Raw genomic sequence first — 13,122 nt, forward strand, 5'->3', positions numbered from 1 at the left:
CGCCTTCGTTCATGTCGATGCGGACTGCCCGCCGTCGATGCCGAGCAACGCGTCGGTGACGGCCTCGGAGAACCGCATCGCGCGACCGTCGATCAGCACGCGGTCCGGATTCGACGGGTCGCGCACCGCTTGCGGCACGCCGTACGCGATCAGCACGCGCGCGCAGGCTTCCCAGTCGGGATGGCCGACGCCCTCCGGTTCGTTGACGGACGCCCACGACAACACGCCGAGCGCGTCGCTCCCGAACCCGTGCGTCTCGCGCCAGCTTGCGCCGTGCGCGAGCAGGAACGTCAGCAGATCGGCATCGCCGCGGAACACCGCGTGGTTCAGCGCGCTCGCGTCCCAGTCGCCGCCGCGCGCGGCCACCGGCCAGCCCAGTTCGACCATGACCTTCACCGCGTCGCCCGAGCCCCATGCGGCGGCGTCCGGCAACAGCCGCAGCCGGTCCTCGGGCAGCGCACCGGGCAAGTCGGGATGCCGCGCCTGGATGCGCCGTGCGTCGTCGGCGTCGGCACGCGCACAGGCCGCCACGAACGCGTCTGCCGCGCCGAGCGCCTCTTCCGCGCCGGCCGCGCGCAACAACGCTGCGACATCGGACAACCCGGTCTGCATGGCCAGCCGGTACGCACTGACGCCCGCTACCGTCCGCGCGCCGGGATCGGCGCCGGCCGCCAGCAGCGCGGCGACATGGCTCGCCGGGCAGCGCACGGCAATCGCCCGCAACAACGGCGCGCCCCACCTATTCGTCGGCCCCTCTCCGGCCGGTTCGTTCGGGTCGCCGCCATGCGCGAGCAGCAATTCGAGCGCGGCAGCGTCGCGCATGTCGAGCGCCCGCCGCAACGCATTCGTCCCGCTCACCCGCGCGCCGTGTTCGAGCAGCAGGCGCGTGCACGCCGGGTTCTCCAGCGAGTGATACAGCGATTCGCCGTCGTTCGGGTCGGCGCCGGCTTCCAGCAGCATCGCCGTGAGAACCGGATCGCGATTGACGCCCGCGGCACCGTACAGCGCCGACAGCGGGCCCGACTCGTCAGGCGCGGCGAGTGAGGCCGGCGGAAACCGGTTGCCGATCCGCTGGTTGGGGTCGGCGCCGGCATCGAGCAGATGACGCATGCAGGCGCGCAGCCTCGCGGCAAACTCGGGCATCTGCCCGAGCCGCGAATGCGTGACGGCGACGAGCGGCGGCAGGTTCAGCGCGCCGCCGGCGCGCGCGATCCATCCGGGATCGGCAGCCAGGGCAGCCTTCACGGTGTCGAGATCGCCCGCCGCGCACGCGATGGTCAGATATTCCGAAACAAGATCGGGCTGGTCGCGCAGCAGTTGCGCGGCGACACGCGGCCGGGCCGTGTCGAAACTGCCGGTCACGTCGCCGCCGTATGCGAGGCCGAGCCAGCGCCGGATCAGCAGCGATCGCTGTTGCCGCGCGAGCGCCTGCGTTTCAACGAACACGCCGAGATCGTCCCACGACGCGAAGCCGTACTCGCGGGCAATGCACGACTGCGCGTCGTGCAGGCGCAACCCGAGCGCGATCGCTTCGTCGTGCGTGCGGTTTGCGGCGGCGGGAAGAAACCGGACAAAGCGTGCGATGGCCTGCGCGTCGCCCTGCCGGTACAGGCGCAACAATGCCTTGGCCTGCTTTTTCAGATGATCGGGATTGGCCTTGGGAGGCAGCTTGTTCATGCGGATCCTCGTGCAGAAATGGCCGAAGGTCCGCAATACCGCCAGCACAAAGGACAGGGGAAGACTGGATTTGCTGCGACAGGTGGGTTCAACCCTTTCCGCGGACCCGGAAGCGACCTGCATCACTGACCGGTATGCTAGGCGACAGCCGGCGGCATCGTCAACCGTGCCGCGCGTCGCCTGCATGCGGCGTCGCCGCTCAACCCGCGAGTTTCTTCGTCAGGAAAATGCGCGTGTGCCCGACCGGATAATCCGGCAGTTCGCCAAAGCGGACATAGCCGCGCTTCTCGTAGAAAGGCCGCGCCTGGAAATCGAACGTATCGAGCCATGCACTGTGACATCCGCGCGCGACGGCCTCCGCTTCGGCCAGATCCATGATGCGCGTGCCTGCGCCCCGACCGCGCGCTTCCTCGGGCACCACGAGCAGGTCGACGTGCAGCCAGCCGAACGCCGTGCCGCCCCACAGGCCGCCGACCACCGCGCCTTGCGCATCGGTCGCGAGCACGGCCAGCGGACGGAAGTCGGCCGGGCCGGCCTGGCGTTCGTTGAAGCGGACGAGCGGCGCGACGATCTGCTTGCGCGCGTTCGCATCGCCCGCGTCCGTCACCTCGTATGTGAACGTCATCGGTTGCGTCGGGTTGAAGTCGGGTTGAACCGTGAATGACGGACGGCCGAAGCCGCACGTGCCGCGTCAGACGACGTAAGCGCCCTTCGCGTGCAATTCGGCTTCGGTGCGCTCGAGCGCGGCGATCGCATCGCTGCCTTCGAGCGCGAGCAACTGCGCGACCAGCGCCTCGGCCATCGCATGCGCGGCCACCAGCGACGGAAAGAACGACGGGCTGTCGTGCGTGAAGATCAGTTGCGCGTCCGCGTGCAGCGCGATCGGCGACACCGCGCTGTCGGTGATCGCGACGATCCGGCTGCCCTGCGCCTTCGCGGCCTGCGCAACGCGCGTCGCTTCCGCCGAATACGGCGCGAAGCTGACGACCACGGTCACGCTCTGCTTCGCGATCGTCCGCAGCTCCATTTCGAGCGAACCGGCGACGCCGTTGAGCAGCGACACGGTCGGACGGAACAGCCGGTAGCCGTACACGAAACCGAACGCGACCGGATAACACGAGCGGAACCCCGCGACATGCACGTGCGACGCCTTGCGAATCAGCCTGGCCGCATCCGCGAGCGCGTGCTCGTTCTGCGCGGCGGTGGCCGACAGGTTGTGCTGCTGCGCGGCGAGCAGATCGTGCGCGAGCGACGCCTTCGCGTCGGGCCGCACGAGCGAGCGCGCACGCTGCGTGAGCGGCTCGGGGCGCGTGCGCACACGCGCGACGCACAGGTCGCGCAGCTCGTTCCAGCCGGGGAAACCGAATTGCTGCGCGAGCCGCACGAGCGACGCAGGCTGCACCTGCGCACGCTGCGCGACCTTGCGCATCGACGCGGTGGCGACCTCGTCGGGATGATCGAGCAGGAATGCGGCGCCCGCCTGGAATTGCGGGCTCAGCTCGGAAAATTGCGCCCGGATCCGGGACGCGAGTTCGTCGAAATTGGCGGCCATCTTGGTGGGAACGGGAACCGGTCGTTCATGGTATCACCGGCCCCGCACGCACCGGTCAGTGCAGCACTTCGACGTGGTCGGCGTCGACCTTCACCTTGCCCGACCACTTGCGCTCGAATTCGCCGGTCAGCTTCACTTCGCTCTTGTCGCTGACGGGCTGGCCGGCCGCCCACAGCTTGTTGTCGATCTCGACGCGGATCGTGCCGGTCGCGTCGGCGAACTCGTAGTCCTCGCCGCCGGCATGCTTGACGATGCGGCCCTGCAATTGCACGTGCTGGTCGTCCTTGCCGTTCGCGAGCAGTTCCTTCACGGTTGTCGTCGTCAGCACGGACGGCCCCGTGTATTGAGCGTAGACGGCGGCAGGCAGCGTGGCGAGCGCGACCGTCAGGATTCTGGCCAGGTGTTTCATGATGTCGTTCCTCTTCTTCGATGTGACGCCGCGCTCCGTTGAACGCGACGGCACCAGATTACGGACCGTAAGATTAAGCAAACCTGAAGGTCGCGCCGAGGCGACACGGTGCCGCATCGGGCGGGGTCGAAAGCCCGCCACGCGGCGCCCGCATTTAAGCTCGGCCTAAGATGCGTGCGCTTATCATGGGAACCCCGGGCGCCGCGGCGCCCTGCTGAAGAGACAGGAATCCATGCGCGTACTGCTCGTCGAGGACGATCCGCTGATCGGCAGCGGGCTCGAACAGGGCCTCAAACAGGAAGGTTTCGCGGTCGACTGGGTGAAGGACGGCGACGCCGCGTCGCTCGCGCTGCGCTCGACCGGCTACGGCCTGCTGCTGCTCGATCTCGGGCTGCCGAACCGCGACGGCCTGTCGGTGCTCGCCGCGCTGCGCCGCCGCGACGAAACCCTGCCTGCAATCATCATCACCGCGCGCGACGGCGTGCCGGACCGCATCGCGGGCCTCGACAGCGGCGCGGACGACTATCTCGTCAAGCCGTTCGCGCTCGACGAACTGCTCGCCCGCATCCGCGCGGTCAACCGCCGCCATGCGGGCCGTGCGCAGACGACGCTCGCGATCGGCCCGCTGCGGCTCGATCCCGTCAAGCACCTCGTCTGGCTCGACGACGAAGAAGTGCCGCTGTCGCCGAAGGAGTTCGTGCTGCTGCACGAGCTGATGCGCGAGCCGGGCGCGGTGATTTCGCGCGAGCAGTTCGAGGAGCGGCTGTACAGCTGGGGCGAGGAAATCGAAAGCAACGCGGTGCAGGTACACATCCACAACCTGCGCAAGAAGCTCGGCCACGACATGATCCGCACGGTGCGCGGCGTAGGCTACCGGATCGGTGACGGCGCATGATGCGCGTGCAACGCGCGATCGAGCGCTGGCGCAGCGCGTCGCTGCGGCGGCGCCTGCTGATGTGGCTGCTGCCGGCCGCGTGCGTGATCGGCCTGGTCGCGAGCGCGGGCACCTACTGGGGCGCGCTGCGCGAACTCGACGACCTGCTCGACGACCAGATGCGCAGCATGTCGAAACAGATCGTCGTCGGCCCGAACGGCGAACTGTCGTTCAGCAACCGCGCCAACGGCAAGCACGGCTTCGAGGCGAGCGATCCCGATGCCGTGCTGCTGCAGGTCTGGCGCAACGGCACGCTCGTGTATTCGACCGACCGCGATTCGACGCTGCCGCCGCCCGCGCAGACGGGCATCGCGAGCATCGACGTCGGCGGCCAGCCGTGGCGCACCTACGTGACCGAGCGCGGCGGCACGACGATCCGGCTCGCGCAGGCGCGTCACGCACGATGGGAAGCGATTGCGGGCATCGCCGTGCACCTGCTGTGGCCGGTGTTCTCGATGCTGCCGGTGCTGGCGATCGGCCTGTGGTTCGGCATCGGCGCGGGGCTGCGGCCGCTGCGCACGATCGCATCCGGCCTGAAGAGAAGGAATGCGAACAATCTCGAACCGGTCGATGTCGCATCGATGCCGAACGAGGTCCGTCCGCTCGCCGAAGCGATCAACGATCTGCTCGCGCGGCTCGACCGCTCGTTCACGCTGCAGCGGCACTTCATCGCCGATGCCGCGCACGAGTTGCGCACGCCGATCATGGGGCTGTCGATTCAGTCGCAATTGCTGCGGCGCGCGGCGACCGACGACGAGCGCGAGCGCATTCTCGCGCAGATCCATGCGGGCACGACGCGCCTCGGCCACCTCGCCGAACAGCTGCTGACGCTCGCGCGCCTCGAACCCGATGCGCAAGCGGCCACGTCCGCGTCAGCGCCCGTCGATCTCGCCGCGCTGTGCCGGTCGGTGGTCGCGGACCGCGCGCGCGTCGCCGACGCGCACCGGATCGATCTCGGCGCGATCGTCGCAGCACCCGTGATCGCCGCGGGCAATACCGACACGCTGCGCGTGCTGCTGAACAACCTCGTCGACAACGCGATCCGCTATGCGGGCGACGGCGCGCGCGTCGACGTGTCCGCGCGCATCGACGGCACGACGCCCGTGCTCGAAGTCGCCGACGACGGCCCCGGGATCCCGGAAGCCGAGCGCACCGACGTGTGGGAACGCTTCTATCGCGGCGAGGGCGCGCAGGCGGCCACGTCGTCGGGCAGCGGGCTCGGGCTGTCGATCGTCAAGCGGATCGCCGAACAGCATCGCGCGACGGTCGCGCTCGGCACCACGCGCGGCGGGCGCGGGCTGACCGTCACGGTGCGCTTCCCTGCACCAGTCTGATGCGCGCGTGACGGGCGGCTTTTCCACAGATTATGTTGGCAAGCTTGTGGACAACCTTCCACTAACGGCACCAAGCCATTGATCGGAAAGGGTTTGTCACGCGTGCGCGGCAAATGCGCCACGCGGTCGCGAATATACGCACATTCGACAACCAGTTGTCGTTTACGTAAAGCAGTTGTCAATTCATCACGCGGATCGAATATGACGAAATCCGAAAAGTTGACCGCCGTCGCGCTGTCCGTATTCCGCTTGAACGGCCTGCTGATCGAATGGGGCAACGCCTTTGCCGGGCCGCACGGCTTGACCAGTGCGCGCTGGCAAGTGCTGGGCGCGATCTCGATGGCGCCGGAAGCCCCGAACATCCCGCAGATCGCCGACGCGATGGGCATCACCCGGCAGGCCGTGCTGAAACAGATCAACGTGCTGGTCGACGAAGGGCTGGTCCGGTCGCTGCCGAACCCGGCGCACAAGCGCTCGCCGCTGTATGCGCTGACCCCTCGCGGCGATGCGGCCTATCAGGCCGTGGTCGGGCAATGGCAACAGCACGTTCGCGACATCGCCGGCGACTTCAGTTCGGCCGACCTGGATGCGGCGATTCGCGTGCTGTCGGCGATGTCCAGCGCGCATGGCCAGGATGGCCGCGCGTGATCGCTCGATTGACCCATGAACCACAGGAGGTTCCCATGCCTCAGTTCAAGCCGATGGATCCGGCCTTTCCGATCCAGCAACAGATCGCCGTCGACGCGGAGCCCGTCGTCCTCGTCAACGTGTTCACGCTGGATCCCCAGAAAGTCGGCGTGGCCGGTATTTGCACCGCGTGAGCTCCCGCGCGAATCGAGGCAACCCGTGGCATCGGTCGGTATCGTGCCCGCAGATCGCGAACGCGCAGTTCTCCACAGAAAATGTTGGCAAGCTTGTGGATATCCTGCGCACCGCAACGCTAAACCCTTGATCCGATGGACTTTGGCACGCGTGATGCAGACGAGGCGCGTGCGATGGCATTCGCGCGCACCGCTTCGCCGCACTTCGCATCACGACGCCACGGCGATGCACGTCTCGATCGCCGCACGCGTGCTGGCCATGCGCCGCGCCACTTACCCACAGATTTTGTTGGCAAGCTTGTGGATATCCTGCGCAAGCATGCGCTAACCCGTTGATCGGCCAACGGTTCATGCGCTGCGTCGTCATTTCGGCAACATGCGGCTCGAGCATGAACGAATACGGAATGATCCGGCGCAACAGCAACGCACCGCCCGCGCCTTGACGCCCGCGCATGCCAAGCGTCAAGATCACGCGAGCCGCACGCGGCCGCGCATCGTCGGCTTCGCGCGTCGGCGCAACGTGCCGGCCGCTCCGCCGGCGCCGCACCACGACACATCACTCCGAGGAAGGCCATGGAACACTTCACCGCGTGGCAGTTGCTCGTCTCGCTCGTGCTTGTCGCCGTCGTCGTCTATCCGTATGTCCGCATCGTCCGGCGCACCGGGCATTCGGGCTGGTGGATCCTGGCGATGTTCGTCCCGGTCCTGAACTTCATCATGTTGTGGGTGTTCGCGTTCGCGCGCTGGCCCGCCGTCGACGATCGGCAAGGCTGAACGCCGCGACGGCGGACGCTAGGGCTTGTCCACAGATTTTGTTGGCAAGCATGTGGATAGCCTGCGCATACCGCGACCAAGCGCTTGATCCGTAAGACTTTGTCCGCACCGCTTCGAATACGGCACGCGGCCGGCAAATCGCCGCTCGTGCATCGCCTCGACGCGTGACGGGCAGCCTGCCGCGCCGGCGTACCCGCTTTGTCCACAGATTTTGTTGGCAAGCGTGTGGATAGCCTGCGCATACCGAGGCCAACCGCTTGATCCGTAAGACTTTGTCCGCACCGCTTCAAACGCGGCACGACGGCGCGCGTCACGACGAACGCGGCCGCCCGCGGGCTTGTCCACAATTTTTGTTGGCAAGTATGTGGATATCCTGAGCATGTGCGACCTAAGTCGTTGATCGCACAACGTTTGATCGCGCGGGTCACGACTGCGGCACGGCGTGCATGCGCATCCCGTCGCGCACGCCGCACCGCCCTGCTCAACCGAATGCCGCAACCACGACGCGCGCGACGTCGGCGATCACATCGTCCTTCGCCCGCGCATCGGCACGCGCCTGCGTGTAATACACGGCCAGCACGATCGGCGCACGCGACGGCGCCCACACGACGCCCGCGTCGTTCGTCGTCCCGTAGTCGCCGGTGCCCGTCTTGTCGCCGACCGTCCACCCGGCCGGCACGCCCGCACGAATCCGCTTGTCGCCGACCTTGTTGCCGCGCAGCCACGTGACGAGCTGCGCACGCTGCGCGGCCGGCAGCGCATCGCCGAGCGCCAGCACGCGCATGCTCGCGGCCATCGCGGCCGGCGTCGTCGTGTCGCGCAGGTCGCCCGGCAGTGCGGTATTCAGTTCGGTCTCCCATCGATCGAGCCGGAACGTGTCGTCACCGATCGAGCGCGCATATGCGGTCACCGCCGACGGGCCGCCGATCAGCTTCATCAGCAGGTTCGCGGCCGAGTTGTCGCTGTACTGGATCGTGGCCTCGCACAGTTCGGCGACCGTCATGCCCGCGCCGACATGCTTCTCCGTCACCGGCGAATAGTTGACGAGATCGGGCTTTCCGTACGTCACGCGCTGTTGCAGCAATCCCGGACGCGCGACGCTCTGCGCGAGCACCGCCGCACTCAGCATCGCCTTGAACGTGCTGCAGAACGGGAAGCGTTCGGCGGCGCGATGCTCCACGCGCCGGCCGCTCGCGGTGTCGATCGCGCACACGCCGAGACGGCCGCCCGCGTCGCGTTCGAGATGGGCGAGCGTCGCCGCGGCTGCGATGTCCGGCATCGCAGCCTCGTCCGGCGCTGCGGCCTGCGACGACGCGCACGCCGCGACGGTCAGGGCGAGCGGCGCCGTCGCGGCGGCCAGCAACAGGGTTCGACGTTTCGATGAGTAGGTCATGTCGGTTGTCTCGTGATGGAATGGACGCGAAATGGTGTTGAAAACGGCCGGCCGCCGAGACAGCACTATCGGGACTTTACGGTTGCCTGACAAGCAACGATAATTGAGCGCTGACAAAAGAAAATCTTATGACCAAGCTCCGCCCTCATCTTCCGCTCAATGCGCTGCGCGCGTTCGAATCGTCCGCGCGCCACCTGAACTTCACGCGCGCCGGCCTCGAGCTGAGCGTGACCCAGGCCGCGGTCAGCCAGCAGGTGCGCTCGCTCGAGGAACGGCTCGGCTGCACACTGTTCACGCGGCTGCCGCGCGGGCTCGGGCTCACCGACGAGGGGCGCGCGCTGCTGCCCGTGCTGAGCGATGCGTTCAGCCGCATCGAGACGGTGCTCAAGCAGTTCGACGGCGGGCGTTTCCACGAGGTGCTGACGCTCGGTGTCGTCGGCACCTTTGCCATAGGCTGGCTAATGCCACGGCTGAAACAGTTCGGCGATACGCACCCGTTCGTCGAGCTGCGGCTGCGGACCAACAACAACGTCGTCGACCTCGCCGCCGAGGGCCTCGACTTCGCAATCCGTTTCGGTGAAGGCAACTGGCCGGCGACGCGCAACGAGCGCCTGCTCGATGCGCCGCTCACCGCGCTGTGCGCGCCGGAAATCGCGCGGCGCCTCGCGCAGCCGGCCGATCTCGCGAATGAAACGCTGCTGCGCTCGTACCGCACCGACGAATGGCTCGGCTGGTTCGACGCCGCGCAGCTCGAATCGTGGACGGTCAACGGGCCGGTGTTCGATTCTTCGCGGCTGATGGTCGAGGCCGCGATGCAGGGCGCGGGTGTCGCGCTCGCGCCGGCCTGCATGTTCGCGCGCGAACTGCAGCTCGGCCTGCTCGCGCGGCCGCTCGACGTCGACGTGCATGCCGGCGGCTACTGGCTCACGTCGCTGAAGTCGAAACCGCTCACGCCCGCGATGACGCTCTTTCGCGACTGGATCGCGGCTGAAGCGGCCGACACGGCGCAGGCCGCGTAACGCGGCTGCGCTTGTCCACAGAAAGTGTTGGCAAGGATGTGGATATCCTGGGTACCCGGGACCTAAGCCCTTGATCACGCACGAATTACCGCCGCGACGCAGACATCGGGCAGCCCGTACGCACGGGCCTCGCACGCCGATCGCGTTCAGGCCGGATCCTCAACCATTGCGACGCAATCGATTGCGAGTTGTCCACAGATTTTGTTGGCAAGCCTGTGGATATCCGCCAGACCAGACGCGTAACATATTGATACACAAGGGGATTCGATTTACGGACCTTGACGGGTCAATGATGCGGCAGCGCAAGGTCATTCGAACCGCACGCCGGGCGCGTGCCGTGCACCCGGCCGGTTCTCCACAGATTGTGTTGGCAAGCTTGTGGATATCCTGCGCATCGGCCACCTAACTTATTGAGCGCAAGGGAGTTTGTGCTTCGTCTGCAGAATCGGGCAGCGCCGGCGCCGCCCGTGCGGCGGGCGCCGGCGCAATCCGCGCGTCAATGCCGGTCGAGCCCGCCGCGCAATTCGCTCGCCTTGTCGCGCAATGCCTCGTAACCCGAACGCGCATGCTCGGGCAGGTCGGGATCCCCGATCAGTGCGCCGAGCGTTTCGATCAGGCTGAACAGGATGCCCTTCGCCGCGCCGACCGCGATGCTCTGCGATTCGATCGACTTGTGCAGGTGGTCGACCGCCGCCTCCAGATTCTCGAGCTTCTGTTCGCCGTCGTCGGGCCGGTTGTCGGTCGTCATCGTCTACCTCCGCCATCGTTCAAGGGTCATGTCACGATTCTATGCCGCTGCGTGCAAACGTGGCGCGACATCGCGCAACGTTTGCACGTCGCCGCACTACAGCACCGCGACCACCTTCACGCGGCCCGGCTGCTCGGCCGACGCGACGACATGGCCGTCGACGCGGCGGAACGTCAGCGACACGGTTTCGTCGCCGACGCGCAGCGCATCGATCCGCAGCCAGTCGACACCTTCCGGCAGCGTCGGACGCTCGACGCGCACCTCGTGGCGCGATGCATCGATGCTCACGCCGAGGCACGCCTGCAGCATCATGAACGGCGCACCGGCCGCCCACGCCTGCGGCAGGCACGCGACCGGATACGCGGTCGGCGGTTCGCCGCGCCGGCGCGGGAACCCGCAGAACAGCTCGGGCAGCCGCATCTCGAAGCTCACCGCCGCCTCGAACAGCGCGCGCAGCAGGTTCACCGCGGCCGTCTTGTCGCCGTAGCGCGCGAGGCCGCGGGCGATCAGCGCATTGTCGTGCGGCCACACCGAGCCGTTGTGATACGCCATCGGGTTGAAACGCGGCTGGCCGGCCGCCAGCGTGCGGATGCCCCAGCCCGTCTGGAACAGCGCCGAGCCGAGCACGCCGGCAACCGCCGCGCCGCGCTCGGCATCGGGCAGCCCGAACGCGAGCAGGTGGCCCGCGTTCGATGCGAACACGCGGCACAGGTCGCCATGACCGTCGAGCGCGATCCCGTAGAAATCGCCTTCCGGCATCCAGAACAGCGCGTCGACCTGCTCGCGCAGTGCCTTCGCGCGCAGCGCGTAGCGCGTGGCGTCGGCCGCGTGGCCGCGCCGGTGCGAGCATGCCGACATCGCATCGAGCGCCGCGCACGCATAGGCCTGCACTTCGACGAGCGCGATCGGCCCGTCCGGGAAGCGGCCGTCCTCATGAAACACCGAATCGTGACTGTCCTTCCAGCCCTGGTTCGCGAGGCCGCGCTCCGACGTGCGCTGATAATCGAGCAGTCCGTAAGGATTGCGGTCGCACTTGTCGATCACCCATTGTGCGGCGCGCTCGAGCGCGGGCCACAGCTCGTCGATCAGCGCATCGTCGCCGGTGCGTTCGACATACGCGCCGGCCAGCACGATGAACAGCGGAGTCGTGTCGACGCCGCCGTAGTACAGCGCGAACGGCACCTCGCCCGTCGCGGCCATCTCGCTGCGGCGGAACTCGTGCATGATCTTGCCGGGCTCCGCGTCGCGGAACGCGGACGTCTCGCGCGCCTGATGCTCGGCCAGGAAACGCAGCACGCCGCGCGCGAGCGACGGCTGCAGCCACAGCATCTGCAGCGACGTGATCACCGCGTCGCGGCCGAACGGCGTCGAGAACCACGGAATGCCCGCATACGGGTACGGCCCCGTGTCGAGCTGCGTCGTGAGCAGCCCGAGATCCGCGAGCGAACGATCGAGCCATGCGTCGAACAGCGGATTGCCGGTGTTCACGCGCGCCATCGACTCGCGCCGCGCGCGCATCTCGCGGTGCACGCCGACAAGCGCGGTGCGCAGCGCGACGCGGCCGCACCCGGGCCCTTCGATGTGCGCCGGGCCAAGCGTCGCGTCAACGGTCAGGTAGATCGACACGCACGCCTGCGCGGCGATCGTCAGCGTGTAGTCGGCGCGATCGACCGACAGTGCGTCGGGCGCCGGCGAGAAATGCACGGTCACATTGCGCTCGACGCCGTCGAGGCCGTCGTAGCGCAGCCGCACCGCGCCCGCGTCGACGCGCGGGGCAGCCACCGTGCCGCGCTTCGGGCGCTGCGTGCCGCGCACCTCGAACATGTCCTTGAAATCGGCCGCGAACGACAGCGACAGCGGCACCTCGGCTTCGCTCGCGCCGTAGTTCGTCAGCGTCAGCGCTTCGTACAGTATGTCGCCCGCGAGCACGCGCATCCGTTCGATATGGATCACGCCCTCGGGTGTCTCGCGGCCGCCGAGCGGCGGCAGCGGGCGGTTGGTCAGGTGTGCGGTAAACGATGCGTTGTCGGCGCTCGTCGCGCCCGACAGCAGCGACGGCGCACGGCCGCCGAACGTCAGGCGCCATTTCGACAGCACGCGCATGTCGTCGACGAACAGGCCGTCGTCGTGGCCGCCGATGTCGCCGAGCGCATCGCCGACCACGAATGCGTCGCCGGATTTCAGCACGTACTGGTTGCCGCGCGCGAGCGCCTGCGGATCGGCTTCGGGTGCGATGAATGCAGGGCCCGACACTGGGGTCGGGGCAACAGGCGCGACTTGCGGCGCCTGCGTCGTCGTGGCTTCGGCGTGATTCGGCATCGATGCTCCTGTGTCGAGGCGCAACGCGCGGCGCGCGTCGCGTGTTTCGCACAGGATAGGCCAGAACGGGGAACGCGCGCAGCGACGAAACGGCCGCGACGCCGTGCGACGTTTCCGTCGCCGCATGGCGTCGCGAGCGGGC

General features: G+C 67.9%; 12 protein-coding genes and 1 pseudogene. 6 read left to right on the plus strand and 7 right to left on the minus strand.

Translation table 11 applies throughout. The features are described from left to right. Window positions 1–9: 9 nt before the first annotated feature. The 4 genes from FPJ27_RS15495 to FPJ27_RS15510 all read right to left on the minus strand — a co-directional run bounded on the left by FPJ27_RS15495 (window position 10) and on the right by FPJ27_RS15510 (window position 3,638). Window positions 10–1,677 carry an ankyrin repeat domain-containing protein gene (locus tag FPJ27_RS15495; RefSeq protein ID WP_204421710.1) on the minus strand — a complete coding sequence of 556 codons (1,668 nt, stop codon included), beginning with the start codon at window positions 1,675–1,677 and terminating at the stop codon, window positions 10–12. 199 nt (window positions 1,678–1,876) lie between these two features. Continuing rightward, window positions 1,877–2,302, minus strand: coding sequence for a GNAT family N-acetyltransferase (locus FPJ27_RS15500; RefSeq protein WP_204421711.1), 426 nt, complete (start codon window positions 2,300–2,302; stop codon window positions 1,877–1,879). A gap of 66 nt (window positions 2,303–2,368) precedes the next feature. Next, window positions 2,369–3,229, minus strand: coding sequence for a MurR/RpiR family transcriptional regulator (locus tag FPJ27_RS15505; protein WP_204421712.1), 861 nt, complete (start codon window positions 3,227–3,229; stop codon window positions 2,369–2,371). A gap of 55 nt (window positions 3,230–3,284) precedes the next feature. After that, complete coding sequence (locus FPJ27_RS15510) at window positions 3,285–3,638, minus strand: NirD/YgiW/YdeI family stress tolerance protein (RefSeq protein WP_204421713.1); 354 nt, start codon at window positions 3,636–3,638, stop codon at window positions 3,285–3,287. Between the two features lie 232 nt (window positions 3,639–3,870). Here FPJ27_RS15510 and FPJ27_RS15515 point away from each other — a divergent pair, with 232 nt between their 5' ends. The 5 genes and pseudogenes from FPJ27_RS15515 to FPJ27_RS15535 all read left to right on the plus strand — a co-directional run bounded on the left by FPJ27_RS15515 (window position 3,871) and on the right by FPJ27_RS15535 (window position 7,501). Next, complete coding sequence (locus FPJ27_RS15515; RefSeq protein ID WP_175959630.1) at window positions 3,871–4,533, plus strand: response regulator; 663 nt, start codon at window positions 3,871–3,873, stop codon at window positions 4,531–4,533. Beyond that, window positions 4,530–5,906, plus strand: a complete 1,377-nt coding sequence (locus FPJ27_RS15520; RefSeq protein ID WP_072444277.1) for an ATP-binding protein — start codon at window positions 4,530–4,532, stop codon at window positions 5,904–5,906. The genes FPJ27_RS15515 and FPJ27_RS15520 overlap by 4 nt, the downstream gene beginning before the upstream one ends. Window positions 5,907–6,107: 201 nt before the next feature. Then, entirely contained in the window at window positions 6,108–6,554 is a 447-nt protein-coding gene (locus tag FPJ27_RS15525) for a MarR family winged helix-turn-helix transcriptional regulator (RefSeq protein WP_204421714.1), read from the plus strand. 35 nt (window positions 6,555–6,589) lie between these two features. After that, window positions 6,590–6,691: pseudogene (locus FPJ27_RS15530) on the plus strand (antibiotic biosynthesis monooxygenase); the annotation flags it as partial. Between the two features lie 609 nt (window positions 6,692–7,300). Beyond that, window positions 7,301–7,501 (plus strand): membrane protein, encoded by a 201-nt coding sequence (locus FPJ27_RS15535; protein WP_034180593.1) that lies wholly within the window; start codon window positions 7,301–7,303, stop codon window positions 7,499–7,501. Between the two features lie 481 nt (window positions 7,502–7,982). Here FPJ27_RS15535 and blaPEN-bcc read toward each other — a convergent pair whose 3' ends face one another. Further along, complete coding sequence (gene blaPEN-bcc / locus FPJ27_RS15540) at window positions 7,983–8,894, minus strand: PEN family class A beta-lactamase, Bcc-type (protein WP_204421715.1); 912 nt, start codon at window positions 8,892–8,894, stop codon at window positions 7,983–7,985. Window positions 8,895–9,022: 128 nt separating this feature from the next. Between blaPEN-bcc and penR the strand changes: the two genes are divergently transcribed. After that, on the plus strand, window positions 9,023–9,913 hold the full coding sequence (penR, locus tag FPJ27_RS15545) for a beta-lactamase transcriptional regulator PenR (RefSeq protein WP_204421716.1): 891 nt from the start codon (window positions 9,023–9,025) through the stop codon (window positions 9,911–9,913). A 496-nt stretch (window positions 9,914–10,409) separates the two neighbouring features. On the opposite strand, the gene FPJ27_RS15550 is transcribed toward penR, so the two are convergent. Continuing rightward, window positions 10,410–10,661 (minus strand): hypothetical protein, encoded by a 252-nt coding sequence (locus tag FPJ27_RS15550; protein WP_034180596.1) that lies wholly within the window; start codon window positions 10,659–10,661, stop codon window positions 10,410–10,412. Window positions 10,662–10,757: 96 nt separating this feature from the next. Further along, window positions 10,758–12,980 carry an amylo-alpha-1,6-glucosidase gene (locus tag FPJ27_RS15555; RefSeq protein WP_072444298.1) on the minus strand — a complete coding sequence of 741 codons (2,223 nt, stop codon included), beginning with the start codon at window positions 12,978–12,980 and terminating at the stop codon, window positions 10,758–10,760. Window positions 12,981–13,122: the final 142 nt, after the last annotated feature.

Origin of the sequence: Burkholderia sp. MS455, from assembly GCF_016899445.1 — a bacterium.
GTDB lineage: Bacteria > Pseudomonadota > Gammaproteobacteria > Burkholderiales > Burkholderiaceae > Burkholderia > Burkholderia pyrrocinia_C.